We start from the raw sequence: 26868 nt of genomic DNA on the forward strand, positions 1-26868 counted from the left end.
TCAGCCCTTGCGCTTGAGCCTGATCAAACCGGAAATATCGTCATCGCCGTGGCCCTGCGCCATCAGCTCGGCGTAGTCGGCGAGCGAGCGTTCGATCACGCTGCGGTTGGTGCCGGCTTTTTCAGCGATGCCGCGGACGATGCCCAGATCCTTGTGCAGCAGGCCGAGCTTAAAGCCGACGCTGAACTCGTTGCGCAGCATGGTGGCGCCCCGCTTTTCGAGGAACCAGTTGCCGGCTGCGCCCGCGCCCAGCGTGGGCAGCAGACGTTCGGGATCGAGACCGAGTGCCTCGGCGAGGGCGAGTCCTTCGCAGACGCCCTGGGCGATGCCTGCCACCAGCACCTGGTTGACGGCCTTGGTGGCCTGACCGGCGCCGACGTCGCCCAAATGGGTGACGCGCAGGGCATACGCTTCGAGTACCGGGCGAGCGCGTTCAAGCACATCGGCATCGCCGCCGACCATCACGGAAAGCTTGCCGTTCTTCGCTCCTTCCACGCCGCCCGATACCGGTGCGTCGAGGAATTGCGCGCCGACGGCGGCCAGCTTGGCAGCGGCCTGCTTGGCGGTATCGGGCGCCACGGTGGAGTGATCCACCACGATGGCGCCCTTCTTCAGATGCGGCAGGAGTGCGTCGACGGTGGAGAGTACGTCGGCATCGGCGGTGACGCATAGCGCGATCACGTCGCACTGCGCGGCGATCTCCGCCAGCGACGGCGCGAGCACGCCAAGGTCCTTGGCCACGGCATCGGCATTGGCCTGCGTGCGGCTGGCGACGGCGTGCAGCAGGCCGTGGGCTTTGAGATGACCGGCCATCGGCGTGCCCATGGCGCCGAGTCCGATGAATGCTGCCTTGAGACTCATGAGTGTTCCTGGGTTTTCAATCTTCGCAGTGTACGTCGTGGGTGATGAAGGGGTGTTCGGGCGTCGGTCGTTCGAACCACTCCGGTTCGTCGAGCGTGCACAACATGTCGTCCATGCCGCTGGTCCAATGCAGCCTCATGCTGTCGACGCTGAACTCGTAATCCTTGTAATGCCCTTCGTACGGCTTGTTTCGGTAGATCAGGTGGAACAGGTTGATCAGCGCACCACTGGCGTGGACCTCGGCCTGTTTGTAGGCGAGATGGTTGCGCTGCTCTTCCGGCACCAGCTTCATCAGGTCATGAAGTATGCGTTGTTGGCGCTGCCGCTGCGCCATGTATTCGGTGATCAGTCGCGTGCGGCTGGAATACTGGATGTCCTTCGAACGCGTGGTGACTTCGGCAAGATCGCGCGGCAGCTCGCCGCGGGCGCTCCACAGATCCACCTGGAAAACCAGCGAATCGCGACAGGCCGGATCGGACAGGACCTTGTAGAGCGGCGTGTTGGAGACCATGCCGCCATCCCAGTAGAACTCGCCATCGACTTCGATGGCCGGGAACCCGGGCGGCAGCGCACCGGATGCCATGAAGTGCTCGACGCGCAGGTTGCCTTCGGTGTTGTCGAAATACGCAAAATTGCCGGTTCGTATGTTGACGGCGCCCACCGAGACGCGCATCGATGTCTTGTGATTGATGCGGTCGAAATCGACGAGGCGTTCGAGCGTGGACTTCAACGGCGCCGTGTCGTACCAGCTCGCCGAGGCAGGCGAGGCTCGCCACGGCATCAAGGGAAACGGGCGCGGCGTGAAGAAGCCGGGCTGTCCCTCCGTCAATGCGCGCAGTGCGGCCAGGCCACTCAGGCCGTTCTGCCACGGAAGCTCCCATGCAGCTGGGTCCATCGGCGGCGTGAACCAGGCAGGGAACAGCTGCGGCCGGGTGATGCTTTCCCAGAACTCGCGCAGCCGCGCCACACGATGCTCCGGTGCGTTGCCGGCGATGATTGCCGCGTTCAACGCGCCGATGGAAATGCCGGCCACCCAGTTCGGATGTAAGCCGGCCTGGTCCAGGGCCTCGTAGACACCGGCCTGATAGGCGCCCAGCGCGCCACCACCCTGCAGCACCAGCGCGATCGTCTGGTACTTCTGGTGGTGCTCTTGCAGCAGGTTGAGTGCGGCGGTCTTGTCGCTCGCGGATTTCTTTCGGACGTCCATACGGATCAGCCTCGACTCACTCGGCCAGATAATCGTGTACCACGGTGCCCAGGTCGAGCGTCAGGTCCGTGATGAAATGCAGGGCCGACTCCACCTTCAACACCGGCAGGTCGGCCACCGGCGCCAGCGCATGCGGATGTAGCTCCAGCGAGCCTGGCCCGGTCCATGCGCCCTTGAGCGTCACGTTGGTGGTGAAGTAGCGGACCAGCTCGCAGATGCGCGGCGTGCCGTCCACGTGCGGAATGATCTTGAGCAGGTAGTTGGGGGCCGCCAACGAAGCCAGCACCGCCTGATGATCGGCTTCGCGGTGCTTGAAGCCCATGGTGGCCTTGGCCACGCGCACCTTGCCGTAATCGAGCGTGCCGACCAGGGTGTCGATCTCGGTGTCCAGCTGCGGGCTGGCCAGCTTTTTCGGAAAGCCCCATAGCTCGCGCCCGCCGGCAATGGGTGGATGATCGTTCAAGTACATCGAATGCACGTAGCCGCCATGTTGACCCTGGAAGCTGACGGGGATCACCTGGCCTGATTCGGTGTAGTCGCCGAAGCCGGTGGAATCGGGCATGCGGATGAATTCGTATTTGACCAGCGGCTCGGTGACTTCGAGCGGCTCGGGCACCACCGCGCGCAAGGCATCGAGGTCGGTGCGATAGGTGATGACCAGGAATTCGCGATTGACGAAACGATAGGGGCCCACGGGAAACGCGGGACTGGTCAAGGGCATGGCGAAAGCATTGGCTTTTACGTCGGCGATCTTCATGCAAGGCTCCGGACAGACGGCCACGCGCTGCTCATTGCTGCGCGTGGCGCGGTATCGACCCACTCCGATGGCGACCGCCCGGCACAACCGGGCGGATCACCGCGATTACTGCATGTACCAGCCGTGGCTGACCACGATCGATTGTCCCGTAAGCGCGGCCGACGGGAAGCTGGCCAGATACAGCGCGGTCTGCGCGATGTCTTCCACGGTGGTGAAGACGCCGTCGACGGTGTCCTTGAGCATCACGTTTTTGATCACTTCGTCTTCGCTGATGCCGAGCTCTTTCGCCTGCTCGGGAATCTGCTTTTCCACCAGCGGGGTGCGTACGAAGCCGGGGCAGATCACGTGCGAGCGCACGTTGTGCGCGGCGCCTTCCTTCGCCAGCGTGCGCGCCAGACCCAGCAGGCCGTGCTTGGCGGTGACGTAGGCGGACTTGAGCTTGGAGGCTTCGTGCGAATGCACCGAGCCCATGTAGATGACGGTGCCGCCGCGGTCGTCCTTGTACATGTGCTTGAGCGCGGCCTTGGTGGTGAGGAAGCCGCCATCGAGATGGATGGCAAGCATCTTTTTCCAGTCGGCGAAGGCGAACTGCTCGATCGGATTGATGATCTGCACGCCGGCGTTGGAAATGAGGATATCCAGGTGACCAAACTGCGCGACCACCTTGTCGGTGCCGGCGTTGACGGCGTCTTCGTTGGTCACGTCCATCGCGATGCCGATGGCCTTGCCGCCTGCCGCATTGATCTCGTTGGCCGCTGCGTCGGCCGCTTGCTGGTTGATGTCGGCGATGGCGACCGCCGCACCGTTCTTCGCGTAAAGCTCTGCAATGGCCTTGCCCAGCCCACTGGCCGCGCCAGTGATGAGTGCCACCTTGCCGTCGAGACTTGCCATAACCACTCCTGTCGATGGGGAACGGGGAAAGCAGAAACGGTTGTCAGGCTGTCACAGCCTGGGGTGTGCATCCATAAGACGAATGGACCGCGTGTCTTTTATTCCGTCATTCCGGCGTAGGCCGGAATGACGAGCGGGTCCTATCGCCTCAACGCACACCTTCCGACAGATAGGTATAGCCGGTGAGACCTTCATTCAATGTGACAAACAACTGCTCCGCTGCGGCACCTTCGACACCCGCCGCCGCGATACGTTCGCGGTAGCTGCGACGCAGGGCTTCCAGGTCGTAACCGACGTAGTCGAGCATCAGGTCGGTGGTGTCGCCTCGGCGCTTGTGCGCGAAAACATACGAATCGCCGTCGACGCGCACATTCACCGCGTCGGTGTCGCCGAACAGGTTGTGGATGTCGCCCAGCGTCTCCTGATAGGCACCGACCATGAAGATGCCGAGGCGATAGCTTTCGTCTTCTTTCAGGGCATGCAACGGCAGGCTCACGTCCACACCTTCGGCGTCGACATAGTCATCGATGCGGCCGTCGGAGTCGCAGGTGAGATCGACGATCACGCCGCGACGCGTGGGCTCTTCGTCCAGTCGCGCGATGGGCGCGATCGGGAAGATCTGGTCGATGGCCCAGATGTCCGGCACCGATTCGAACACCGAGAAATTGGCGAAGTACTTGTCGACCAGTTTCTCGTCGAGTTCGTCCATGGCCTGTCGATGCGAGCGCTCGGCCGGCAGCAGGCGCGTGCGCACGGCATTGGCGATGGCGTAGTACATATCGTCCAGATGCGCGCGGTGTTCGAGGTTCAACTGACCCAGCGAGTACAAGGCCTGGCCTTCGGCAAGATGATGTTGGGCTTCATGGAACAGCTCCAGCGCCGGGCGCGTGTCGAGCTCGGCCCAGGTTTCGCGCAAGCGGCGCAGCACGGCCGGTTCGTGGTCGTGCGCGTCGGGGATATTGCCCTCGGGCACCGGCTCCACTTCGGTCACGTTGACCACCATCACGGCGTGGTGCGCGGTCATGGCGCGGCCGGCCTCGGTGATGATGTGCGGCGCGGGCAGGTTTTCTTCCGCCACTGCTTCGGCCAGCGACTGCACGATGGTGGAGGCGTACTGCTCGATCGAGTAGTTGATCGAGTTGTGGCTGCGCGAACGCGAGCCTTCGTAATCCACGCCCAGGCCGCCACCGACGTCGACGATGTCGAGTGGCACGCCCATGCGCTTCAATTCCACGAAGTAACGCGTGGCTTCGCGCATGCCATTGGCGATGTCGCGCACATTGGAAATCTGCGAGCCCATGTGGAAGTGCTGAAGCTTCAGCGTGTGCTTGAGCTGGGCCTGGTCCAGGCGCTCCACCAGGGTCAGCACCTGGCTGGGCGACAGGCCGAACTTGCCCTTGTCGCCGCCGGTGTTCTGCCACTTGCCGGCACCGATGGAGGCCAGTCGCACGCGCACGCCGAGCAGCGGCTCGACGTTGAGCGCCTTGGCTTCGGTGAACACGTGATCAAGTTCGGAAAGTTTTTCGATCACGATGTGCACGCGCAGGCCGAGCTTGAGGCCGATCAGCGCGAGACGGATGTATTCGCGATCCTTGTAGCCATTGCAGATCACGATGCTGCCCGGGCGCGCCATCGCCAGCACGGCCATCAGCTCGGGCTTGGAGCCGGCTTCCAGACCAAAGCCGTGTTCGCCGGCGGCCACCAGCTCGCCGGCGACGCCGCGCTGCTGGTTCACCTTGATCGGATAGACGGCCGTATAGCCGCCTGTGTAGTTCCATTCGCCGATGGCTTTGGCGAAGGCGTCCTGCAAACGCTTCAAACGATCGGCGAGGATGTCGGGAAAACGTACGAGCAGCGGCAGGCGCAGGCCTTCGGCGCGGGCGCGATCGACGATGACCGGCAGCGACAGCGCCGGGCCGGTGGCGCCCTTGGGACGCATCACGATATGGCCGGCTTCGTTGACGTCGACATAGCCATCGCCCCAGTGCGGAACGGCGTAGGTATGACGGGCAGCGTCGATGTTCCAGTGCTTCGACATGGAGGGCTCCTTGTTTTACGGGTGTAACACCCTGGACATGTCGTCGCAGCGGCGAGCCTTGACGAAACAAAGTCAGCCGGGCCGGAAGCCTCGCACGCCGCGGGGCCGCGGCTGACCTGGCGTACCGCGGGCGGCTAAGCGCGGCGGTACGGACGGCTATTGTAACGGCCTCTTGTGACAATGTGCCGAAGATCCGGGCATCTGCGGGCACCCCAGAGACCCCGTTCGGCTACAATTACGGATTCTTTGAACCCATCTTTTCGTCAGGAACATCCCCATGTCGCAGCATCCCAGCTGGTTCACCGAAGCCCACCAGGCCTCCGGCTCCTCCATCGGCTACCGCGTGGAGAAGCTGCTGCACGCCGAGAAAACGCCGTTCCAGACCATCGAGATCTACCAGACCACCGACTGGGGCAACCTGATGGTGATCGACGGCTGCGTGATGCTGACCAGCCGCGACAATTTCCTCTATCACGAAATGATGACGCACCCGGCCCTGTTCACCCATGCGCGCGCCAAGCGCGTGGTGATCATCGGCGGCGGCGACTGCGGCACGCTGCGTGAAGTGCTCAAGCACGAGGAAGTGGAGCACGCGGTGCAGGTGGAAATCGACGAGCGCGTGACGCGCCTGGCCGAGCAGTATTTCCCGGAACTGTGCGACTCCAACAACGATCCGCGCGCCGAGCTGCTGTTCATCGACGGCATCAAGTACATGGCCGAAGCCGAGCCCGAATCGCTCGACCTGATCATCGTGGACTCCACCGACCCGGTCGGCCCGGCCGAAGGCCTGTTCAACGCGGCCTTCTACAGCAGCTGCTACAAGGCCCTGCGCCACGGCGGCATCCTGGTGCAGCAGTCCGAATCGCCGATTGCGCACCTGGAGCTGATCAAGTCGATGCGCTCGGCCATGCGTACCGCCGGCTTCAGCGCGGTGAAGACGCTGCCGTTCCCGCAGCCGTGCTACCCCACCGGCTGGTGGAGCTGCACCATGGTCCGCAAGGGTGGCGATCTGGCCGGCTTCCGCGAGCGCGGCGCACTGAGCAAGAACTTCCCGACCCGCTACTACAACGCCGATATCCACAAGGCGGCGCTGGCCCAGCCGGAATTCATGCGCGAAGCACTGGGCGAGTAAGTTTTGCCGGTTCCCCGAACCCGGTGCGGCAACGCACCGGGTTTTTTCGTTTCTGGACCCGCTTAGAACAGCGTCTGGCGCGCCTTGGGCATCAACACCAGCACCAGCGTGGCCAGCGGCCCGAGCACCAGCGACAGCAGAAACCACAGCAGGCCGCTGCGGTTCTTGCCCTGGGCGAGGCCTGCGTTGATCAACGCCAGCGTGCCCCAGCCCACGAACCAGGGCGCCGCACGGCCGTCGGCCAAAAAGGAAATGTCGTTCACGTGGTTTTCTCCTGTGCTGCGCAGGATGACGTATCACCCCGGGGCGTCGCGAAGCGGCCATGCTAACAAGCTGGGACGCATTCTCCCGCCCGTCGCGTCCAGCGGATCAGGCGAGCTTAATCCTTGGACGTTATCCTGATTGTTGGCTCAGTGTAAGGACTACTCGATGCTTGGACGGCGCTTCTTCACATTTGCCCTGCTGCTGGCCGCGGCCTGTGACCCGGCTTTGGCGGCCAAGGCCCCCGCAAAAACGCCGCCCGCTGCCACGGATGCCACCTCGCCCGCCCGCCGCCAGGCGCTGCTGCAATACCAGAAGGATCTGGTCAGCGTGACCGCCCCGCAGGCCGATCCGATCCCGCTGATGGGCGCCGCCTTGCTGGCCCGGCCCCTGTCGGACCAGCCGGATTTCAACAGCTACCACACCCTGATCGACCGGGCTGCGGCCGCCCAGGGAGCCGGCCCGGAGATCAGCTGGGCCCGCCTGAGCGACTGCGACGCCAAGGCCTCGGACTGTCCCAACGCCGACGCCGTGGCCAAGCTGGTGCAGCAGGCGCCGGACAACGCGGCCGTGTGGCTGCTCAAGCTGGGCCAGGACCTGCGCGACGGCAAGAACGACGACGCCCGCCAGGATCTCGCCAAGGCGGCCGCCGCAAAGATTTACGACGACTACACCGGGGCGACGCTGAAGGCGTTGTCGAGCACGGTGACCGTGCTGCCGCCGCCCACCAACGTGGTGGGACCACTTTCGGCCACCAATGGGGCCGACGTGCAGCTGACCCTGGTATTCGGTCTGGCCGAAGGCCAGCCGCAGCCTGCCCTCCAGGCCACCGCCCGCCTTTGCGAAGAGAACGCCGACAAACCCCAGATCAAGGCGGATTGCCTGACCCTGGGCAAACTCTTGGAATGGGGCTCGAGCCCGCTGGCCCGTTCCCTTGGCCTGCATCTGCGCGAAGTACTGGCCGACGATGCGTCCCAGCAGGAAGACGCCAAGCGCCTGCGCCGCAACCTGGTGTGGCAGGTGCAGAGCTTCTCCCAGCTCTCCGTGCGTGCCAAGGGCGATACCGCCGTGGCCCAGCATCTGCTCAAGCTGGCCCGCTCGGGCGGCACCCAGATGAGCCTGGTGCTCACCGCCTTGCACGACTACAACATGCCCGTCGATGCGCCGTCCGAATGGGAGCCGACCAAGGCCGGCTGATCGCCACGCCGATCCAGGCAACGCCAGCCCTGCAGAAGGACACTCATGCTTGCGTCGACGCCCCGGCCATCGTGTAGGCTGGGGCCCGGCTTGGACACTGGGGCGGCATCATGCTGACGGTACTGGTAGCAAGCAGCAAAGGCGGTTGCGGCAAGAGCACGCTGGTCACGCAATTGGCCTCGCACTGGGCGCAGGATGGCAAGCACACCGCCATCGTCGACGCCGACCGGCAGAAGTCTGGTTTCCGCTGGGCAGCCAATCGCCCTGACAACGTCCCCGGCGTTCTGGCCGTGGAAGGCGGCCGCCGCTCGATGGAAAAACTCCCTCCCGATACGCAGCGCGTACTCATCGATACGCCGGCGGGCTCGCAGGAAAAAGACCTGGAGCCCTATCTGGAGAAAGCCGACATCGTGCTGGTGCCGGTGCTGCCGTCAACCTTTGACCTCGATGCCACGTTCGGCTTTCTCGAGGAACTCAAGCAGATCAATCGCGTCAAACGAGGCAAGTTGCCGGTGGGCCTGGTCGGCAACCGCCTCAAGCCGTGGACCAACGCCAGTCAGGACGCGATGTCGCAGCTGTCCGAGCAGGCGCCGTTTCCGCTGGTGGCGCAGTTGCGTGACAGCCAGGCCTATGTGCTGCTGACGGCTCTGGGCAAAGGGATCTTTGATTACGGGTCGGAAAACGTGCGTAGCCATCAGGAAGACTGGAAACATCTGCTCCGCTGGATCAAGCGCCAGCACTGAATGGTCTAACCGTGATCCGGTGCGGCCAAACGGTGCTCTGTTCTGCTCAGCGAGGGTGGCATGATGTCCAGCAAGTCGGCGAGGTGGGAGGCGCGGCGTTGCGCAGGCGGTTGGCCTGGGCCCGTCGAGCATCGCGACCCGCGGGCCCACGGAAGCAGTGGCCCTGTCACTGCGTAGTACAGCGTATTACCAGGAGCCAACCATGCACGAACTCATCCTGTTGCGTCACGCCGAAGCTCAGCCGGCTCCCACCGGCGGCGACGACCACAGCCGGCGCCTGAGCGGACGCGGGGAGCAGGAAGCCAAGGCCGCCGGCAAGTGGCTGGCGTCGCACGGCGTGAAGCCCGACCGCGTGCTGTGCTCGCCTTCCGAGCGTACGCGCGCCACGGCGGCGCTGGCCCTGGCCGCGTACAGCTACGTCCCGGTCACCGAGTTTGCCGACGACATCTACGACGCCACGCCCGGCGAACTGCTGGCCCTGCTGGACCAGCACGGCGATGCCGGCACGGTGGTCCTGGTCGGCCACAATCCCGGCATCGAACGGCTGGTGGCGCTGCTGGTCGAAGGCCGTTCCGACGAATTCCGCGGCATGCCGCCCGCGGCCCTGGCCGTGCTTCATCTCGATGGCGCACTTGAACCCGGCAACGCCCGCCTGGATGCTTTCTGGTCCCCATGAGTTTGCCGTACGTCAGCTGCTGTCTTGTGCTGTTGTTGCTCACCCTGCTGCCGGCACAAGCAGCGGATTACCGCATCGATCCGGCCCGCTCGCATGCCGACTTCGGCGTGAAGCTGTTCTGGCTGACCCAGCTCAACGGCCGCTTCCAGGAGATCGATGGCGACGTCACGCTCAGCAGCCTGCACGACACCGCCGTCGTCGACGCCCATATCACGGTGGAGAGCATCCACATGAACTCTGACCGCATCCGCCGCTGGGTGTTGGCGCCGGAGTTTTTCGATGCGTCGCGTTTTCCTTCGATCCATTTCGTGTCCGAACCGATTTCGCTCGCCATGCTGGAGAAAGGCGGCGACCTGGACGGCGAGCTGACCATGCGCGGCGTCACCAAGCCGGCGCATTTCGAAGTACTGCCCTCGCACTGCCCGCTCGACTTGCCGCAGCAATGCGTGATCTCGGTGCGCGGCACCATCCAGCGCAGCGATTTCGGCATGAGCAACCATCGCACGGCCATTTCGGACCAGGTGCAACTGGGCATGATGATTAGTCTGGATTACGCCGCGCGTTCAGCCAACACTGACTGAGTGCGCCGCGGTCTCCCGTATCATCGCGGCATGCGCCAACGCTGGATCGCCGTCTCCTTTGTGCTTGTAGCGATCCTGATCCTGTCGGGATGCAGCGTCTCGCCCTCGCGCATCCGACGCGCCGACGACGCCGTCGCCGCGGGCGTGGAGCGCCAGCTCAATTGCGGCCATCCCGACCACTGCGCCATCGCCTCGCCGCTGCTCGATGCCGCGCATCAGGCGATCAGCGATTCGACGCCCGACGAGCCGGTGCACGTGGTCACCCTGCTCAACGACAGCGAGGCGGCGATGGTCGCGCGCCTCAACCTGATCCGCGCCGCCCAGCACAGCATCGATGTGCAGACCTACATCTGGGACCAGGACGATGCCGGCCAGCTGGTGCTGGACGAACTGATCAAGGCGGCGCGACGCGGCGTGAAGGTGCGCATCCTTGCCGACCAGCTGTTCTCCTTCGGCGACCCCGTGCTGCTGGAACGGCTGGCCACGGTGCACGAGAACCTCCAGGTGCGCCTGTACAACCCGACCTTCCATGAGGCGCAGACCTCGGTGGTGGAATTCAGCGCGAGCATCGTGTGCTGCTTCATGACGTTCAACCAGCGCATGCACAACAAGCTGCTGCTGGTGGATGACACGATCGGCATCACCGGCGGTCGCAACTACCAGGACCGCTATTTCGACTGGGACAACGACTTCGACTACGTCGATCGTGACGTGATGGTGGGCGGACCGGCCGCACGAGAGATGGCCTCGAGCTTTGCGACGTTCTGGAACCACAAGCGCTCCACGCCGCTGACCCACCTGCGCGACGTCAACCACTATCTGCTCGACGACTTCCATCCCGGCCCCTTGCCGGAACCGCGCTATGCGCATCCGCAGCGCGTGGCACGCGTGGTGGAGGAAGCAGGCGACACCGACTGGATCGACGACGTGCTGGTGTCCGACACCTTGCGCACCGGCCGCGTCGATTATTTCAGCGATCTCCCGGCCAAGACCGACGAGCCCGGCAAGCGCAGCGCCCACGAATTCACCACGCACCTCATGCGCATGGTGGGCTCCGCGCAGCACGAAGTAGTGCTGCAGACGCCGTACCTGGTGATGAGCGACCGGGCCAAGGCGATTTTCGAACGGCTGCACCAGGGCGACTCGCCACCGCGCATCGTGGTGTCGACCAACTCCCTTGCCTCGACCGATGCGTTCGCGGTGTATGCGCTCTCGTACAAGCACCGCAAGCGTTATCTCAAGGATTACGGTTTCGAGATCTACGAGATGAAGCCGCATGCGGCCGGTCCGGCCGAGGACAACGCCGATGCCGCGGCCGATGAAGGTCCCCCCCCGCTTGCCCAAGGCGGCACGCAGGCGCGCCACCGGGTCGGCACGGAGCGCGGCCTGCTCGGCAGTCGCAGCACCGCGCGCCGCAACCGCCCGGCCCCGCTGACCACGACCGGCCGCCGCTTCGGCCTGCATGCCAAGTCGCTGGTAGTCGATGACGATTTCGCCATGGTCGGCTCGCACAATTTCGATCCCCGCTCGGATCACTACAACACCGAGGCAGGCGTGATCGTCTACGACGCCCGTTTCGCCAGCGAGTTGCGCGACAGCATCCTGCGCGACACGCAGCCGGAGAATGCATGGGTGATCGCAAAGCGAGAGCAGAGCAGCCTGAGCATGGCGATCGGCGATTTCTCCGCCAGCCTGCCGATCTTCGACCTGTGGCCGTATCGCTACGCCACCAGCTATGACCTCAAGGCCGGTTGCATACCGATGCGGCCCAGCGATCCGGCCTTTCTCAGCTGCTATACGCCGGTGGGCGATTTCCCCGATGTCGATGTGTCGCCGAAGCTGATCTATACGCGGTTGATTACGGCGTTTGGTGCGGGCGTGCAGGGCGTGCTGTAGCGCGAGACCTCATCTGTGGGAGCGCACCCTGTGCGCGACAACCCAACCACGAGGCAATCATCGATGCCGCAGTCGCGCACAGGGTGCGCTCCCACAGGAGACGGTGTTGCCTGGAGCTGATCGATACTCTCGCGAAAGCGTGCAGAGCGTGCCGTAACCCGGAATCTCTCGTTGTAAGAGCACCCTGTGCGCGACAGCCCCACGGTGCGGCGAACATCGAGGCCGCAGTCGCGCACAGGGTGCGCTCCCACAGGAGGCGGCGTTGCCTGGAGCTGATCGATACACGCCCGAAAACAGCGTGCAGGGCGTGTTGTAACCCGGAACCTGTTTTTGCAGGAGCGCACTTGTGCGCGACAGCCCCAGGGCGAGGTACCCATCAATGCCGCGGTCGCGCACAAGTGCGCTCCTACAAGGGTGCGGCTGTCGGGGTGTCGTCGAAGCGCATGACCAATTGGCCCATCAGACCGTTGGGGTGGTCGCCGGGGACGGCGAAGCGCCAGCGCGTTGCGGTACGCAATGCGCGGTCGTCGAGGCCTGCGTTGCCGCTGGATTCGGCTACCGCTGCCTGACCCACGCGGCCTTCGCCATCGATGCTGAGCTTCAACACCACGCGCCCGCTGGCGAAGACAGCGCGCTGCAGCCATGGCGTCGCCAGTGACGGCATGTCGATGGGCGTGAGCGTGGGCAGCTCGTCGGTGGTCCGCGCTGCTGCAGCCACGATGCGTGTACGTGCAGTCGTGGTCGGAGCTGCAGGTTCGCGTGCGGCCGGTGCGCGTGTATGACGGCGCAGGATCCGGCGGACTTTGTCGCTGCTGGCGGACGCTGCGCCTGCCGGGCCTTGCCAGTCGCCGGTGAACGTGCTGAGCCATGCCGTGCCCGCCACGCCGATCGCCAGCGCGAGCAGGCTCAGGCAGACGGTGGTGCGCAGTCGAAACATCGCGATGAGCGGGCCGAGCGGATCGCTCAGCGTTCGAGGATGGCGGTGACGCCCATGCCGCCGGCGGTGCAGATGGAAATCAGGCCACGCCCCGAACCTTTCTGCTCAAGCAGCTTGGCCAGCGTGGCGACGACGCGCGCACCGGTGGCCGCGAACGGGTGACCGGCGGCGAGGCTGGAACCATTGACGTTGAGCTTGGCCGGATCGATCGCACCCAGGGGCTGGTCGAGGCCGAGACGGTGCTTGCAGTACTCGGCGCTTTCCCATGCACGCAGCGTGCACAACACCTGGGCAGCGAATGCCTCGTGGATTTCGTAGAAGTCGAAATCCTGCAGGCTGAGTCCATGGCGCGCCAGCATGCGCGGCACCGCGACGGTCGGCGCCATCAGCAGGCCTTCGCCATGCACGAAATCGACCGCAGCCACTTCCGCATCGCGGAACCAGGCCTGCACGGTCAGGCCGCGCTTGCTCGCCCATTCCTCGGTGCCCAACAGCACGGCGGCAGCGCCATCGGACAGACCGGTGGAATTGCCTGCGGTGAGCGTGCCATGGCCGGAGCTCTTGTCGAATGCCGGCTTGAGTGAGCCGAGTTTCTCCAACGTGCTGTCGGGACGCAGGAAACCGTCGCGCTTCAGGCCGCGGAACGGCACCACCAGATCCTCGAAGAAGCCGGCGTCATAAGCCGCGGCGAGCTTGCGGTGGCTGTCCAGCGCGAGTTGATCCTGCGCCTGACGCGCGATATGCCACTCCTTGGCCATCTTCTCGCAGTGGTCGCCCATCGACATGCCGGTGCGCGGCTCGGCCACGCCGGGGAACGCCGGCTTGAGTTCCTTCAGCGAAAAACCCTGCGTGGCGGTGCGCAGCTTCTCCTGCCAGGTCTTGGCACGGTTGACCGCCAGCAGACGCTTGCGCAGGCGCTCGCCCAGCACGATGGGTACGTCGCTGGTGGTATCCGAGCCGCCCGCAATGCCCGCTTCGATCTGCCCGGTGGCGATCTTGTTGGCAATGATGATGGCGTTGTCCAGCGAGGTGCCGCAGGCGCGGGCGGTGGTGATACCCGGCGTGGTGGGCGCCAGTCCCGAGGACAGCACCGCTTCGCGCGCCAGGTTCCACTCGGAGGCGTGCTTGATCACCGCGCCCATGGCCACTTCGCCCAGCTCCACGCCGTGCAGGCCGTAGCGTTCCACCAGGGACCCAAGCACTTTCACCGACATGCCGAAGTTGCCGACATCGGCGTAGGCGGTGTTGTTGCGGCAGAACGGGATACGTACACCGCCGATCACACCGACGCGCTTGAGCGTGTTTTCCATGGCTGGAGCAGTCCGAAGAGCCGAGTCGTCAAGGCTAACCCGCCCCGGCATGCCAAGAAAGTCCAAAATGCCTCAAATGCTAGAATCCAGTTCTTTGCTGTTCGGGTTCGTCAACCGTGGAAGCACAAACACTCGTCGCCCTCCCCGTGGTCCTCGCGTTGGAGCTTTCCGCCGGTGACACGCCCTCGCACCGTACGCTGAGCCGCGATGAGGCCGCCGAACTGGCCGCGCTGGTCGCCGCCGACCTGCACACGCTGGTGCCCCAGGTGGAGGAGGCCCGCCTCGCCCTGGCCGGGGCCCTGTTCGACGCGGTGGAACTGCTGCGCCCGGGTTTCCCGGTGTGGACCACGCTGGACGAGCTGGCCCGGCGCGTGCCGCGCGGCCATCTGGAGAACGTGGTGGCCTTCGGCACCCACGAGGGCCACATGCCTGCCCAGCCGCTGGAACCCGAAGCCGCCTTTGCCGATGGCCCGATGCGCCTGCTGCCGATCTCGCTGCTGGCGCCCGAAGCGCTGGCCGAGAGCCTCTCGGAAAAGCTCGAAGTGGAGCTGGTGGGCCGCGGCGAAGCCGGCGCCCGTACGGCGGACTGGCTGATGCGCACGTTTGGCGTGCGGCTGGAACACGCGCGCTACCTGAGCCGCAACGACCTGCTCGCGCTCACCTGCGTGCAATACGAACACGTCAACCTCGCGCCGCTATGGAGCCTGCTCGAGGCCGCCCTGCTCACGCCCTATCGCGATGAGAGCACGCTCAGCGCGCGTGGCCTGGCACTGCGCTATCACCAGGGCAAGGTCGAAGTGCAATCGCCTGCCGACTGGTTGCGCAGTCAACCGAACGATCTCCATCAGCGCGCCCACGATGTCGCCGGTGCGGTATTCGAACTGCGCCAATACGCCGCACTGCTCGATGCGCATCACGTGCCGCTGGTGTTTGCTGATGGCGAGCCCGGCTCGGGCTACTTGCTCGAAACCTTCGGCAACGCTGATGCCGGTTACGACGCGCCGGCGCTGTATGCGCACGAAGCACCTGGCCTGGGCGTGGTGGCGGTGACGCTTGCGCAGCGTGGCGACGGCGGCCGTGCCCGCGTGCTCGCGCATGGCTATCCGCTGCATCCCAAGGCCCTGGGTCCGCTGGTGACCGAGCTGGCGCAACGCCATGGTGTGCCTGCCGATTTACATGCGCTGGGCTGCATCCTGCTCGATGCCGATGGCCAGCTTGGTGCGCCCGCCCAGGCCTTGCACTGAATGCTTGCTCGTTGGAGTTGAGCAAGGACCCTGCACAGCCGGCTTCAGTTGGCGCATGATGCGCTGACAAGGCGCGGGGGGTGCGCCAGCGGGCCGAACCGAAGATGCGCGAAACCGATCACGAGTTCGTCCCAGCAGGAGGCGAGGCGCATTGGCCCGCCCACGTGCTGGACGGCGCGCCCGCCTTGATCACCTATGTGGATCGCGACCGGCGTTTTCGCTTCGTCAACGCCACCCATCGCACCTGGCTGGGCATCGACCCCGCACGCATGATGGGTCGCACGGTCGACGAAGTCATCGGCATGTGGAATCTGGAACGCGCCGGCGCCTGCCTTGAGCAAGCCCTGGCCGGCGAGCCCGCCGTCTACGAAGGCGAACTGTTTGCCGGCGCCGCGCGCTGCTATGTGCACGGCAATTTCCAGCCGGACGTGGATGACGACGGCCAGGTGCGCGGCGTGTTCACCGTGTTTACCGACATCACCGCGCGCCATGCGCTGGAATTGCAGCTGCGCGAAAGCGAGCAGCGTTTCTTCGGCGCGTTCCAGCATGCGCCGATCGGCATGGCGCTGGTCACCACCGAAGGCCAGATGCTCCGCGTCAACGCAGCACTGTGCGACATGCTGGGCTATAGCGAACAGGAACTGCTGACGCGCGCCCTGCCCGATCTCACCCACGTCGACGACCTGCCCGCCTCGCGCGAGCTGTCGCGCTCACTACGGGAGGGCCGGCGCGAGACGTATCAATTGGAGAAGCGCTACATCCACCGCGATGGTCATGTGGTGTACGTGCTGCTCAGCGTTTCGCTGGTGCGTGCAATCAATGGCGAGCCGTATCACGCCGTCGCGCAAATCCTCGACATCAGCCAGCGCAAGTCTTATGAGGAAGCCCTGTTCCGCGAACGCGAGCTGGCCGAAGTGACCTTGCGCTCGATCGGGGACGCGGTGATCACCACGGATCTGCGGCATTGCGTGACCTCGCTCAACCCGATCGCCGAGGCGATGACCGGATGGAGCCAGGCCGAAGCGGTCGGCAAGCCGATGAGCGAGGTGTTCCGCCTGATCGACAGCCGCACGCGCGAACCGTTGCACAGCCCGCTGCTCGATGCCATCACGCGCGATGCCATCGTGGAACTGAAAGGCAATGCGGTGCTGCTGCATCGCAACGGTTTCGAAACGCCGATCGAAGATTCCGCCGCATCGATCCACGACCATGCCGGCAGCGTCATCGGCGGCGTGCTGGTGTTCCACGACGTGAGCGAGACGCGCGCGCTGGCGCTGAAGATGGCGCACCTGGCGCAGCACGACACGCTCACCGGCCTGCCCAACCGCAGCCTGCTGCAGTCGCGCCTGGAGCAGGTGCTGGCCGCCGCGGTGCGCCGTCACGACGAAGCCGCGCTGCTGCACATCGACATCGATCACTTCAAGCTGATCAACGACGCGTTGGGCCACAGCGCCGGCGACGATCTGCTGCGTGAGTTTGCGGCACACCTTCGCCATCACCTGCGCAACGAAGACACCGTCAGCCGCATCGGCGGCGACGAATTCGTGGTGCTGCTTTCGCACGTTGACGGGCGTTCGGGTGCCAGCCAGCTGTGCGAGAAACTGATGCGGCTGTGGCAGGCCTCGCCGGCCAGCAAGATGGGCGAGTTCAACATCACCTATAGCGTGGGCATCAGCGTTTATCCCGACGATGCCCTCGATGCCGAAGCGATGCTGCGCAACGCCGACATCGCCATGTACGAAGTGAAGATGAAGGGTCGCAACGACTACCGCTTCTTCACCTCGCAGATGAGCGAACTGCCGGCGGCGCGCCTGCGCATCGAGCAGGATCTGCGCAAGGCGCTCAAACGTGGCGACCTGCATCTGCACTACCAGCCCAAGGTCGATGCGCGCACCGGCGTCATCGTCGGCGCCGAAGCGCTTTTGCGCTGGCAGGTGGAAGGCCGCGACGTCTACATGCCGGACCAGTTCATTCCGGTGGCCGAAGAAAGCGGCCTGATCGTACCCATCGGCGAGTGGGTCATCCGCCAGGCTTGTCGACAGGCCGGTGCGTGGTATCGCGCCGGCAGGCCCATCGTGGTGGCGGTGAACGTGGCTGCGCCGCAGTTCCAGCACCCGGGTTTCCATGCCACGCTCAAGAGTGCGCTGGAAGAAGCGCAGCTGCCGCCATCGCTGATCGAGCTGGAACTCACCGAGCGCATGGTGATGTCCGCGGGCGACCAGAGCCGGGCGCTGATGCAAGGCATCAAGGACCTGGGCGTCAGCCTCGCGCTGGACGATTTCGGCACCGGCTATTGCAGCCTGTCCTACCTGAAGTATTTCCCGATCGACGCGCTGAAGATCGACCGCACCTTCGTGCGCGATATCGCCACCGATGCGGACAACGCTGCCATCACCGACGCCATCATCACCATGGCTCGCGGCCTGGACATGAGCGTGGTGGCCGAAGGCGTGGAGACTGCGGCGCAAGCGGAACACCTTCGCCGCGCCGGCTGCTCACTGCTGCAGGGCTTCCTGTTCGGCACCGCGATACCGCCCGAACAGTTCAGTCAGCAGCTGCTGCCCGCCTGAGCCATACCGCGCCCCTTGTAGGAGCGCACCCTGTGCGCGACCAACGCCTCAGAATTCCGCTTCGTACATGAAGTAATGACACCGCTCCATGCCGAGCCCAGCATACGTGCGCTGCGCCCGCTCATTCTCCGTCTCCACATACAAACGCAAGCCAACGGCTCCAGCCTGACCCGCGCGCTGCTTCGCATCGTCGTACAGGCTGCGAAACACGCCTTCCCGACGCGCCGACTCCACCACGTAGACGCTCTGGATCCACCAGAAGTCTCCCGCACGCCAGTCGCTCCATTCGTAGGTCACCAGCAGGCATCCCACCGGCTCGCCCGCACGTTCGGCCACCAGATAGAAGCCGCGTCGCGGTTCGTCGAACACCGCCGTCACGCCACGCTCGATCACCTCGGGCGCCAGTGACTTCTGCTCGGTTTCCCACGCCATGGCGGTGTTCCATTGCGCAATATGCGCAATATCGTCGCGGTGGGCGATGCGTATCTCGATGCTCATGCGGGATCTCTCAAGGCTTGGCAGGCCCGCGCGTTCGTGACGCGCCGAGCTTGCGGGTCAAGGTGTTGCGGCCAACGCCCAGCGCGGCGGCCGCATGCTGGCGATGGCCTTCGTGCGCTTCGAGCGCGACTTGCAGCAGGGTCTGGTCGAGCGCTGCCCGGGCACGTGTGTGGATGTCGAGCTCGCCATCGGCCAGGGCCTGCGTCACCCATTCGCGCAAGGCGTCGGTCCAGCCGCCAGCCGGACTGTTCGCGGCACCCGCGCCCAGGTCCGCGGGAAGAATCTCGTTGCCCGGCGCAATCACCGCCAGTCGACGGCACAGGTTTTCCAGCTCGCGCACATTGCCCGAGAAGTCGCGCTGCCCCACGACCTTGAGTGCCGCCTTGGAAAACCGCTTGGGCGCGAGATGCAGTTCCTGCGCGGCACTGGCAAGGAAGTGCCGTGCCAGCAGCGGGATATCCGAGCGTCGCTGGCGCAGCGGCGGCAGTTCGATGCGCACCACATCGAGGCGATGCTTGAGATCGGCACGGAACTGGCCGGCGGCGACGCGCGCATCCAGGTCCTGGTGGGTGGCGGCGATGATGCGCACATTGCCGCGGATCAGTTCACGACCGCCCACGCGATAGAACTCGCCGCCCGCCAGCACGCGCAGCAGGCGCGTCTGCAAGGCCAGCGGCATATCGCCGATCTCATCGAGAAACAGCGTGCCGCCTTCGGCCTGTTCGAAGCGTCCGGCATGGCGGCGCGTGGCCCCGGTGAAGGCACCCGCCTCGTGGCCGAACAATTCGCTTTCCAGCAGTTCGCTGGGAATCGCCGCCGTGTTGAGCGCCACGAAGGGTTTGCCGCGGCGCGCGCTTTCGTCATGCAGGGCACGCGCCACCAGCTCCTTGCCGGTACCGGTTTCGCCGGTGATCAGCACGTTGAGATCGCTTGCCGCCACGCGACCGATCAGGCGAAACACTTCGCGCATGGCCGGGCTATCGCCCAGCAAGGCGTGGGTTGGCGCAGGGGCCGCTTCAGGCGTCGTCGTCGCAGTCGGCAGATCGGCCAGCGCGCGCTGCACGGCGGCCACCGCCTGATCGAGATCGAACGGCTTGGCGAGATAGTCCACCGCGCCGGCGCGATAAGCCGCCGCCGTGGTCGCCACATCGGTAAAAGCGCTCATCACGATCACCGGGCCCAGGCCTTGTGCCTTCAGCGCGGCGATGAGGGCAAGTCCACCCTCGCCCGGCATGCGTACGTCAGTGAGCAACAAGGCGGGCGACGAGGAGCGCAGTGCGTCGCGTACCGCCTCGGCGTCGCCGAACTCGCGCACGTCGAGGCCGGCGTCGCGCAGCGCTTCGGCGAGCACGAAGCGCACGCCGCGATCATCGTCGGCAATCCAGATCTCGTGGGCTGATTCAGTCATGCGCGTGCCCCATGGGCAGATAAAGGGAGAACGTGGTTTCGCCTGCGCGATCCACATGGCGCAGCTCGCCACCGTGCTCGCGCGCAATCTCCCGCGCCAGCGCCAGTCCCAGTCCACTGCCATCGGCGCGACCGGATACCAGCGGTTCGAACAAGGTATCGCGCAGATGTTCGGGTACGCCCGGGCCGTCATCGACCACGTCCACGCGCAGCGCCATGCGCGCCATGCGTTCGCCCAGCCGTACCGATGGTTCGGCACGGGTGCGGAACACCAGGGTTTTCGCGCCTGCTTCGACGGCGTTGCGCGCCAGGTTGAGCAGCAGCTGCAGCAGACGGTCGGCGTCGCCGTAGATGTCAGGCAGGCTCGGGTCGTAGTCGTGGCGTACGGTCGGTGGCGCGGGTTCGGCCATCAGCAGGTCGCCGAGTCGCTCCAGTTGCACGTGGATGTTGACGTCACCCAATTGCGCTGCGGCGCCGTCATGGTGCAACAGGCGATTGGCCAGGGCGGCCAGCCGATCGGCTTCGGCAATCACCAGGCCGGCAAGGCTGCGCAGCTGGTCGTCCTCGACGCGCCGCTGCAGCAACTGCGCCGCACCGCGCAAACCGGCCAGGGGATTCTTCACCTCATGGGCGAACCCGCGCAACGTAGCCGAAAGCGGCGTGCCCGAGGGAGCCGGCGGCGCCAGCGCATGCACTTCGAGCAACAGCTCGCCACTGGCAAGCCGCTGCATCGACACATCGACCCGCGCCATCTCGCCGCGCGCCGACGGTATGTCGATGCCACGCAATTGGTGCGGCGATGGCTCCTGCAGGGCGCGCTCGGCCAGCGCCATCCACTCCGGTCGATGCAACAACACCACCAGCGACTGCCCCACGGCACTGCGCGGACCGATATCGAGCAATTCCGCCAAGGCCGGATTCACCCACAACAGGCGCAGCCGCTCGTCCGCCAGCGCCATCCCGGTCGCCAACGGCTCCGCCCACCCTCGCGCTGCTGTATCGTTCATTGCACCATCATGGACAATGCGCCGGCTTGGTGCAACGCCGCATGGGGCGGGGGCCGATCTATGGGGTTGTCGAATGTTCCCAATCGCATCGTTTGTACGGGTTGTACAAACTTTGGCGTTTGGCCCTGGAACAAACTATGCCGTTCGAATTCTTGCTCGAAAGGTCAGTGAATCAGTGGGTTAAGGTCGTCGCCGAAGAGCTGGTTGATGTTGTCGAGGATCCCCATTAGTGGCGCTCCGTGCCCGTCGTCTTGTGCTCGTTGCTGCTGACGTCGATCCAGCGCTCCAACTGGGAGCCCCCATGCCGCATGACCAGGTTGTGGCGTTCATTGTGGGTAGGCGATCTATCGACTTTGATCCCGACATCACGGATGCGTTTGTGCGGCTGCAGGCCAGATTCCTGATGATGTCCAAGCACTTTTCCGACACTGATAGGTCCAGAACTTAGCGATATTAAAGTTGACTGTGGTCGGTAGGATTTTAGTTGCCACTCATGCCCGCTTTCTGCACATAACCACATTCGTCGCAGCTTAAATGGAAAACATACGGAGAGCGACTGTGAATATGGCGCAGAATCGAGGCGTACTAGTCGTCGTCTTTAGTTCACCTTCGGGTCGGGAGCGGATATTTTGATCGAGCTCGACGTCGCCACTGGCTCGCCGCCTTGATATTCGACGTCGAAGATAGCCAGCTGTATGCCCTCCGACGCAAGCGATCATGGTTAGCTACCAACGAGGCATCTCCATCCGCCAGGCGAAGTAGTAAGCCAATGCCGGGGCAACCAGAACTACAACGAACACGATCACCGCAGTACGTCTCTTAGCCGCCATTTGTAGCTCCTCGTCCCGTAGATTTACTAAGACCTCCCTACGTATTAATGCAGTGGGCGTGACAGAGGAATCGCTTCACTATGTCAGGGAATATCACCCATCGCAGGTGGATTATGATCAGCCCCCTGGTTTCCCGCATCGCACGCCATGTTCCCGCACTCGGGCTAATCATCACGGCGACCCTGCTCGCATGGCCGGCACACGCCGATACTCCCGATCCATGGGACGGGAACTGGCACGGCAGTATTACGCCGTATGGATGGCTGCCTGGCGTGTCTGGCGAGACCCGCTTCCAGCTACCCAACAACGGCCCCAGCGTTAGTACCAAATCGGACAACGACCTGTTCAGCACGCTCAGCGGCGCGTTCATGCTCGAGGGCGAACTCCGAAAAGGAGACTGGGGCATGTACGGTGACATCGACTGGGTGAAGTTTAGCGATGAGAAGGGACGTTTCACATCCATCGGCAACGAGCGCATCGGTGGCAACGCCAACCTCGACACGCGCTGGGGCATCAAGGGCGGCATGGTGAATTTTGCCGGCCTCTACACTTTGGCTCACGGTGATCAGGGCTATGCTGATCTGCTGTTCGGTGGGCGCTATCTGTGGTTGAAAGGCAACCTCGACTGGAATTTCAGTGCGACTGGTAACGGCAATCGGCTGGACATCCAGAACAGCGGCCACCTCGACAATCAAACCCACGTGACCGATGCCATCGTCGGCATACGTGGTCGTTGGACCCCCTTCGACAACAGTGGCTGGTATTTCCCTTACTACGTCGACGTAGGCGCGGGCGATTCGGACAATACGTATCAGTTGAACGTCGGCGTGGGCTACGCCTTCCACTGGGGCGACCTGGCGCTTAGCTACCGCGACGTCGAGTATCACGAAAGTGCCGATGAGAAATTCCTGCGCAAAGTACAGCTAAGCGGCCCAAGCTTCAGCTACACGTGGCGTTTCTGATCGCTAGGGGATTCCGGCAAATGGCTGAAAGAGCCTTGGATGTCGCGGCTATGGGCGCCGGGCCTGCCGGCATGAGCGGGCCGTTGGCGGCGCTGCGTGATCTAGGGCCATGCAGGAGCCATCTTCATGCACCGACGCCTCTTAGCCTATCGACTGGAGACCTTACCGCCCCGTTCAAAATGGCGGCATGACCAGCGAGTGCAAAAGACCACGCTTGCCTGTGGCGAGTATTGGACCGGCTATTCAGCATGCTCCGTTGCGTTTCATTTCTATCCCCTGCGCCCATTGCCTCAAGGAGAACGGTGAGGAGCGCTGACGGCTCGAAGCCCAACGCAACCAGCTGATGGAAGACCTGCGAGACCTCGCAGAGAATAATCCCCTACGGCGATACCGATATGACCGAGTCGTCTGAAACGGACAAGGCCATCGTGAAGCTGACTTCGCCATCGTTGCAGGCTGCTCCTGAAGCGCAGCGCAAACATTTGGCATTCAACAGGACGGACGCTCACGCATGTCCAACGCCTCGGCCCAGGAATTTACCGTGCGCAATTACTTGGTACGGATCTATGCCGATCAGATGTTGATGCCGGATGGCGACGGCTGGGTAGGTGCGTGGATCATCTACAGACTGCCACGCTCTCCCTGGGACGACCCTATACGTTTCGGCGATACGGAATTGGTGGCCAGCCAAGCCATTGCCGTAAGCATGGCAAAAGACATCGCAAGTATCGTGGCAGCCGCTCTGTGACATCTTAACTGGCCTACTCCTCTCCCGCGAATTTCACCGGAGAAGGCAGATGGTCACGCACTAGAGGAAAGTCGTCATGTCACAGTCTGGTCGCTCAGCTAACAATGATGGACAGATCCCCGCGCGTTCTATCAACCACCGTACGCGAACATCGTGAGCCCCCAGCTCCAACCGCTTCAGCCACTGCGGCAAAAAGGAGAGGGCTGTGCGCTCCTCTTTCTCAGAATCAAGGCTAGTGCGCTCGCCCGTAACAGTGATGCTATCGTCCGCCTTCAGATTTTGTATATGGGGGCCCGTTTCCACGGACCTCGCGCCACCGAGACAAAAGGTGAGCTACTCCCTTTTATTCTCCAACACGGCGCGAGCTGCCGATTGGGGCCCTCTTCGACTTGGTCAATGGTGACGCTCGCCGGGAGCTCGCCGGACGGATATTGCAGGAGCGCCTCAAGAAGATTGATCGTTAGTCTATTTCTCGATCTGCAGGCAGACGTTATCGGCCTGTCACTCGTTCCATCCGTTGGTTGGACTGACATTCGCGCGCTCGTACGTGCCCCTATGGCGAGGTCCTGGTTCGCCCTCTACACATCCTGGATTGCGTACAAAAAGCCATAACGCGCAGGTCCATCCTGGGTCGGAACCAGACACATCCCCTACTAGTAACAGCGTGCATACACGACGCAAGCAGAACTAGCCAAAAATCAACACTGTGAGTAGCGCTACGGAGCTCGCGCCCGCCACCGCAATGCCCACCCAATAAAACCCGGGGTCTTCTGACCTCCTATAGGTGTGCACCAGAAGAACTACGCTGCCGGACTTGAGCCCCTGAAGCATGCCGATGAACAGCACGAGAAAGATGAAGAAGATGATCCCTTGTTCGCTCATTCTTGCAACTCCATCAGCCCTCTTTTCTCAGCTCCGCTATGGATCGGAAGCAGCCGTGCTTTTCTTAATGATATCGAGCACCGCAGCGGTCATCACGGCCGTGGATAAGCCAAACATCAGGATGCCGTTGGCCGCCTCAATTGGGCCGAGCAGGCGCCAGCCCTTGGTCATGACGATATCGCCATAACCCAACGTGACGTAGTTGACTCCCGAGTGGTACAGCGCAGTGGGGAAATCAGCGAATTCGCCAAGTAGCATGAACAGCCCAGCCCAGATGCTCATCTGAGTGAAATAGGCAAGCGTCAGCAACAGCAAGACCGTGTAAAGCAGCAATACATTGACGCTTGCCGCTTGGTGATCCCGATGGGCATGCTTGAACCGGGCATACTTACGCAGGCTTATGTTGAGGAAGAATGCCTGCAGCAGCAGGCAAATCAACATTACCGGTAGGCCGACCAGAAGATTGAGCAACACAGGCGACATCCTCCGTGTGACGACAGTGACAGACGATGGTACGAGGCATGCCCGGCTGGGTCAGACCTGCTTCGGCACCTCTGATTCGTCACCCTGCGGCTGATCCTCTACCCACTGCCAGAACAACTGGTAACCAACGGCAAGCGCCACGGGACCGATAAACAGGCCGATGATGCCGCCCGTGACCATGCCGCCCAGCGCACCAATCAGCACGACCGGCATCGGCACATCCACACCGCGACCAAGCAACAGGGGCTTGAGCACGTTGTCGGCCAAGCCGGCGACGAACACATAGACCGCGAAGATGATGGTACCCACGCTGGCACCTTCAGTCGCGAACACGTAAGCGATGGCCGGTACTGTGATCAGGGTGGCCGGGAGCTGCATGATGCCTAGCAATAGGACAGCGAGGGCCAGGAGGCCGGCGCCAGGAAGACCGATGAGCACAAAGCCAACGCCGACCAGCAGCATTTGAATGAAGGCAATGCCGATCACACCCTGTGCCACCGCCCGAATGGTTGCGGTGCACAAGCGGGTGATCTGCGGCCCGCGCCCCGGGCTAAAGATACGTGAGGCTATTTTCACAGCGCTGCGATGTCCGCCTTCACCGTAAGCCATGAGTATGCCCGCGATGATCAGTGCAGCAATGAACATCAGAAAGCCCAAGCCGGCATTCGCAAGCTTGCCCAACAAACCAAGGCTGAACTCCTTGAGCTGCGGCGCAAGCTTCTGTGCCAAGCCAGTCAAGTCGGTGGCGGCTTGTAGCCAAAAGCCATACAGCCGCTTCCCAATTAGCGGCCAGCTAGCCACTGACTCGGACGGCGAGGGGACCCGGACCTTGCCTTCCTTGACCACATCAAGCGCCTTTTCGACCGACTCGGTCATCGACGTCCCTAATAAATAGACCGGCACCATCAGGATGACGATCGCCACAAAGATGATCAGAGTCGCGGTGCGGCCATCACGATTGCCTAGTCGAGTCCTCAGCCTGCGCTGCAGCGGATAGAGGGTGATGGCAAGGATCAGCGACCAGAGCATGAGATGGAGGAAGGGGCTGAAGATCTCAAAGCAAAAGATCAGGAGCACAGCGATCAGCCCAGCGCGGATCAAGACATCGAGCGCCCCGCGGGACAGGGCCCTCTCGTACATTGACTTGAGGTACATGAGTTGACACCTGCTTCGACGGAGTTTTAGCTATCCCTGCGGGACTGCGACTTCAACGCTGAACTCGGACCATGCTCGCTAGGTTGTCCACTCGCGTGCGTGTTTAAGCATGAAGTTGGATTGCTCTTTTGGATCGACCTCAAGCCCATATCCACAGGAAAGCAGGGACATGTGGTATCGGTCCAAAGAAAGAATGCCGCCTCTGCCGGCACAACCGGCGTTTCCTAATCAGAAGCTACCCTTGACTTCTGGGCGGTGGTTGGGGATGAGGAAGACGCTCGGCACCATCATCGCCACCAGCGCGACTCGTTGCACGACGTTAGAAGTCATGGCGGTCCTGCCAAACATGATGTGGGCCTTTCCGGATCAAGGAGTCCCAACGGCAAGGACAGGCGCCGCGATTCGCTCGAGATAACGACCGAAAACGCAATATCCCCAAGCACCGTCACGCCATAAATCTTTGCGTTGATGTCGTTCTGCGTAAATAGAACTATTCACGTTCAACGAGCGTGAATGCGCAATACAACACTATATATCCAGCAATTGCTTAAGGGTAAATACGTAGTTAGCCACAATGAAATTGCGAGCGAAATCC

The 26868-nt window shown here is 63.4% G+C and carries 24 protein-coding genes; 10 read left to right on the forward strand and 14 right to left on the reverse strand.

All coding sequences use genetic code 11. The features are described 5' to 3' along the window. The 5 genes from AC1DKY_RS00095 to speA form a co-directional block, all read right to left on the reverse strand. Positions 1-861, reverse strand: coding sequence for an NAD(P)-dependent oxidoreductase (locus AC1DKY_RS00095; RefSeq protein ID WP_441601701.1), 861 nt, complete (start codon positions 859-861; stop codon positions 1-3). Between the two features lie 16 nt (positions 862-877). Further along, positions 878-2068: a DUF3734 domain-containing protein gene (locus AC1DKY_RS00100; protein WP_441601702.1), complete on the reverse strand. Its 1191-nt coding sequence runs from the start codon at positions 2066-2068 to the stop codon at positions 878-880. A 16-nt stretch (positions 2069-2084) separates the two neighbouring features. Further along, a complete protein-coding gene (locus AC1DKY_RS00105; RefSeq protein WP_046971978.1) occupies positions 2085-2825 on the reverse strand; it encodes an acetoacetate decarboxylase in 741 nt (246 codons plus the stop codon). Between the two features lie 105 nt (positions 2826-2930). Beyond that, entirely contained in the window at positions 2931-3716 is a 786-nt protein-coding gene (locus AC1DKY_RS00110) for a 3-hydroxybutyrate dehydrogenase (protein ID WP_046971977.1), read from the reverse strand. A 148-nt stretch (positions 3717-3864) separates the two neighbouring features. Continuing rightward, on the reverse strand, positions 3865-5754 hold the full coding sequence (gene speA / locus AC1DKY_RS00115) for a biosynthetic arginine decarboxylase (RefSeq protein WP_441601703.1): 1890 nt from the start codon (positions 5752-5754) through the stop codon (positions 3865-3867). 277 nt (positions 5755-6031) lie between these two features. Between speA and speE the strand changes: the two genes are divergently transcribed. Next, complete coding sequence (gene speE / locus AC1DKY_RS00120) at positions 6032-6886, forward strand: polyamine aminopropyltransferase (RefSeq protein WP_121883865.1); 855 nt, start codon at positions 6032-6034, stop codon at positions 6884-6886. Positions 6887-6948: 62 nt separating this feature from the next. Here speE and AC1DKY_RS00125 read toward each other — a convergent pair whose 3' ends face one another. Further along, complete coding sequence (locus AC1DKY_RS00125) at positions 6949-7149, reverse strand: hypothetical protein (RefSeq protein ID WP_046971974.1); 201 nt, start codon at positions 7147-7149, stop codon at positions 6949-6951. A 166-nt stretch (positions 7150-7315) separates the two neighbouring features. On the opposite strand from AC1DKY_RS00125, the gene AC1DKY_RS00130 reads away from it, so the two are divergent. The 5 genes from AC1DKY_RS00130 (at position 7316) to AC1DKY_RS00150 (ending at position 12240) form a co-directional block, all read left to right on the forward strand. After that, positions 7316-8344 (forward strand): hypothetical protein, encoded by a 1029-nt coding sequence (locus tag AC1DKY_RS00130; RefSeq protein WP_441601704.1) that lies wholly within the window; start codon positions 7316-7318, stop codon positions 8342-8344. 110 nt (positions 8345-8454) lie between these two features. Then, entirely contained in the window at positions 8455-9087 is a 633-nt protein-coding gene (locus AC1DKY_RS00135; protein ID WP_046971972.1) for a ParA family protein, read from the forward strand. Between the two features lie 202 nt (positions 9088-9289). After that, positions 9290-9763: a SixA phosphatase family protein gene (locus AC1DKY_RS00140; protein WP_441601705.1), complete on the forward strand. Its 474-nt coding sequence runs from the start codon at positions 9290-9292 to the stop codon at positions 9761-9763. Then, positions 9760-10344: a YceI family protein gene (locus AC1DKY_RS00145; protein WP_441601706.1), complete on the forward strand. Its 585-nt coding sequence runs from the start codon at positions 9760-9762 to the stop codon at positions 10342-10344. Before AC1DKY_RS00140 ends, AC1DKY_RS00145 begins: the two co-directional genes overlap by 4 nt. A gap of 30 nt (positions 10345-10374) precedes the next feature. Next, positions 10375-12240, forward strand: coding sequence for a phospholipase D-like domain-containing protein (locus AC1DKY_RS00150; RefSeq protein ID WP_441601707.1), 1866 nt, complete (start codon positions 10375-10377; stop codon positions 12238-12240). 406 nt (positions 12241-12646) lie between these two features. On the opposite strand, the gene AC1DKY_RS00155 is transcribed toward AC1DKY_RS00150, so the two are convergent. Together AC1DKY_RS00155 and AC1DKY_RS00160 are read right to left on the reverse strand one after the other, a co-directional pair. After that, on the reverse strand, positions 12647-13177 hold the full coding sequence (locus AC1DKY_RS00155; protein ID WP_441601708.1) for an energy transducer TonB: 531 nt from the start codon (positions 13175-13177) through the stop codon (positions 12647-12649). A gap of 26 nt (positions 13178-13203) precedes the next feature. Continuing rightward, the gene (locus AC1DKY_RS00160) at positions 13204-14487 is read right to left on the reverse strand and encodes an acetyl-CoA C-acetyltransferase (protein ID WP_441601709.1); all 1284 of its coding nucleotides are present in this window, start codon (positions 14485-14487) and stop codon (positions 13204-13206) included. A gap of 116 nt (positions 14488-14603) precedes the next feature. Between AC1DKY_RS00160 and AC1DKY_RS00165 the strand changes: the two genes are divergently transcribed. Beyond that, a complete protein-coding gene (locus AC1DKY_RS00165) occupies positions 14604-15731 on the forward strand; it encodes a hypothetical protein (protein ID WP_441601710.1) in 1128 nt (375 codons plus the stop codon). Between the two features lie 104 nt (positions 15732-15835). Then, positions 15836-18301, forward strand: coding sequence for a sensor domain-containing protein (locus tag AC1DKY_RS00170; protein WP_441601711.1), 2466 nt, complete (start codon positions 15836-15838; stop codon positions 18299-18301). A gap of 48 nt (positions 18302-18349) precedes the next feature. On the opposite strand, the gene AC1DKY_RS00175 is transcribed toward AC1DKY_RS00170, so the two are convergent. The 3 genes from AC1DKY_RS00175 to AC1DKY_RS00185 are packed head-to-tail and all read right to left on the reverse strand — an operon-like array spanning position 18350 to position 21213. After that, positions 18350-18799 (reverse strand): GNAT family N-acetyltransferase, encoded by a 450-nt coding sequence (locus AC1DKY_RS00175; RefSeq protein WP_441601712.1) that lies wholly within the window; start codon positions 18797-18799, stop codon positions 18350-18352. Positions 18800-18809: 10 nt separating this feature from the next. After that, a complete protein-coding gene (ntrC, locus tag AC1DKY_RS00180; RefSeq protein WP_441601713.1) occupies positions 18810-20207 on the reverse strand; it encodes a nitrogen regulation protein NR(I) in 1398 nt (465 codons plus the stop codon). Beyond that, positions 20200-21213, reverse strand: coding sequence for a two-component system sensor histidine kinase NtrB (locus tag AC1DKY_RS00185; protein WP_441601714.1), 1014 nt, complete (start codon positions 21211-21213; stop codon positions 20200-20202). The genes ntrC and AC1DKY_RS00185 overlap by 8 nt, the downstream gene beginning before the upstream one ends. Before the next feature lie 943 nt (positions 21214-22156). Here AC1DKY_RS00185 and AC1DKY_RS00190 point away from each other — a divergent pair. Both AC1DKY_RS00190 and AC1DKY_RS00195 read left to right on the forward strand, forming a co-directional pair. Then, a complete protein-coding gene (locus AC1DKY_RS00190) occupies positions 22157-23005 on the forward strand; it encodes a hypothetical protein (RefSeq protein WP_441601739.1) in 849 nt (282 codons plus the stop codon). 511 nt (positions 23006-23516) lie between these two features. After that, complete coding sequence (locus AC1DKY_RS00195) at positions 23517-23753, forward strand: hypothetical protein (protein ID WP_441601740.1); 237 nt, start codon at positions 23517-23519, stop codon at positions 23751-23753. A 687-nt stretch (positions 23754-24440) separates the two neighbouring features. Here AC1DKY_RS00195 and AC1DKY_RS00200 read toward each other — a convergent pair. Genes AC1DKY_RS00200 through AC1DKY_RS00210 form a run of 3 tightly spaced genes read right to left on the reverse strand, consistent with a single transcriptional unit; the run spans position 24441 to position 26273 of the window. Then, on the reverse strand, positions 24441-24635 hold the full coding sequence (locus AC1DKY_RS00200) for a hypothetical protein (protein WP_441601741.1): 195 nt from the start codon (positions 24633-24635) through the stop codon (positions 24441-24443). Positions 24636-24671: 36 nt separating this feature from the next. After that, positions 24672-25109, reverse strand: a complete 438-nt coding sequence (locus AC1DKY_RS00205; protein WP_441601742.1) for an ion channel — start codon at positions 25107-25109, stop codon at positions 24672-24674. 60 nt (positions 25110-25169) lie between these two features. Further along, positions 25170-26273 carry an AI-2E family transporter gene (locus AC1DKY_RS00210; protein ID WP_441601743.1) on the reverse strand — a complete coding sequence of 368 codons (1104 nt, stop codon included), beginning with the start codon at positions 26271-26273 and terminating at the stop codon, positions 25170-25172. Between the last annotated feature and the right edge of the window lie 595 nt (positions 26274-26868).

It is taken from the genome of Dyella sp. 01N448 (assembly GCF_056399225.1).

Coding starts and splice junctions, on each gene's coding strand:
- AC1DKY_RS00160 (WP_441601709.1), bottom strand. CDS start 14,487: ATGGAAAACACGCTCAAGCGCGTCGGTGTGATCGGCGGTGTACGTATC.
- AC1DKY_RS00190 (WP_441601739.1), top strand. CDS start 22,157: ATGATCAGCCCCCTGGTTTCCCGCATCGCACGCCATGTTCCCGCACTC.
- AC1DKY_RS00135 (WP_046971972.1), top strand. CDS start 8,455: ATGCTGACGGTACTGGTAGCAAGCAGCAAAGGCGGTTGCGGCAAGAGC.
- ntrC (WP_441601713.1), bottom strand. CDS start 20,207: ATGACTGAATCAGCCCACGAGATCTGGATTGCCGACGATGATCGCGGC.
- AC1DKY_RS00185 (WP_441601714.1), bottom strand. CDS start 21,213: ATGAACGATACAGCAGCGCGAGGGTGGGCGGAGCCGTTGGCGACCGGG.
- AC1DKY_RS00140 (WP_441601705.1), top strand. CDS start 9,290: ATGCACGAACTCATCCTGTTGCGTCACGCCGAAGCTCAGCCGGCTCCC.
- AC1DKY_RS00155 (WP_441601708.1), bottom strand. CDS start 13,177: ATGTTTCGACTGCGCACCACCGTCTGCCTGAGCCTGCTCGCGCTGGCG.
- AC1DKY_RS00095 (WP_441601701.1), bottom strand. CDS start 861: ATGAGTCTCAAGGCAGCATTCATCGGACTCGGCGCCATGGGCACGCCG.
- AC1DKY_RS00175 (WP_441601712.1), bottom strand. CDS start 18,799: ATGAGCATCGAGATACGCATCGCCCACCGCGACGATATTGCGCATATT.
- speE (WP_121883865.1), top strand. CDS start 6,032: ATGTCGCAGCATCCCAGCTGGTTCACCGAAGCCCACCAGGCCTCCGGC.
- AC1DKY_RS00150 (WP_441601707.1), top strand. CDS start 10,375: ATGCGCCAACGCTGGATCGCCGTCTCCTTTGTGCTTGTAGCGATCCTG.
- AC1DKY_RS00170 (WP_441601711.1), top strand. CDS start 15,836: ATGCGCGAAACCGATCACGAGTTCGTCCCAGCAGGAGGCGAGGCGCAT.
- speA (WP_441601703.1), bottom strand. CDS start 5,754: ATGTCGAAGCACTGGAACATCGACGCTGCCCGTCATACCTACGCCGTT.
- AC1DKY_RS00200 (WP_441601741.1), bottom strand. CDS start 24,635: ATGAGCGAACAAGGGATCATCTTCTTCATCTTTCTCGTGCTGTTCATC.
- AC1DKY_RS00100 (WP_441601702.1), bottom strand. CDS start 2,068: ATGGACGTCCGAAAGAAATCCGCGAGCGACAAGACCGCCGCACTCAAC.
- AC1DKY_RS00110 (WP_046971977.1), bottom strand. CDS start 3,716: ATGGCAAGTCTCGACGGCAAGGTGGCACTCATCACTGGCGCGGCCAGT.
- AC1DKY_RS00210 (WP_441601743.1), bottom strand. CDS start 26,273: ATGTACCTCAAGTCAATGTACGAGAGGGCCCTGTCCCGCGGGGCGCTC.
- AC1DKY_RS00195 (WP_441601740.1), top strand. CDS start 23,517: ATGTCCAACGCCTCGGCCCAGGAATTTACCGTGCGCAATTACTTGGTA.
- AC1DKY_RS00105 (WP_046971978.1), bottom strand. CDS start 2,825: ATGAAGATCGCCGACGTAAAAGCCAATGCTTTCGCCATGCCCTTGACC.
- AC1DKY_RS00130 (WP_441601704.1), top strand. CDS start 7,316: ATGCTTGGACGGCGCTTCTTCACATTTGCCCTGCTGCTGGCCGCGGCC.
- AC1DKY_RS00145 (WP_441601706.1), top strand. CDS start 9,760: ATGAGTTTGCCGTACGTCAGCTGCTGTCTTGTGCTGTTGTTGCTCACC.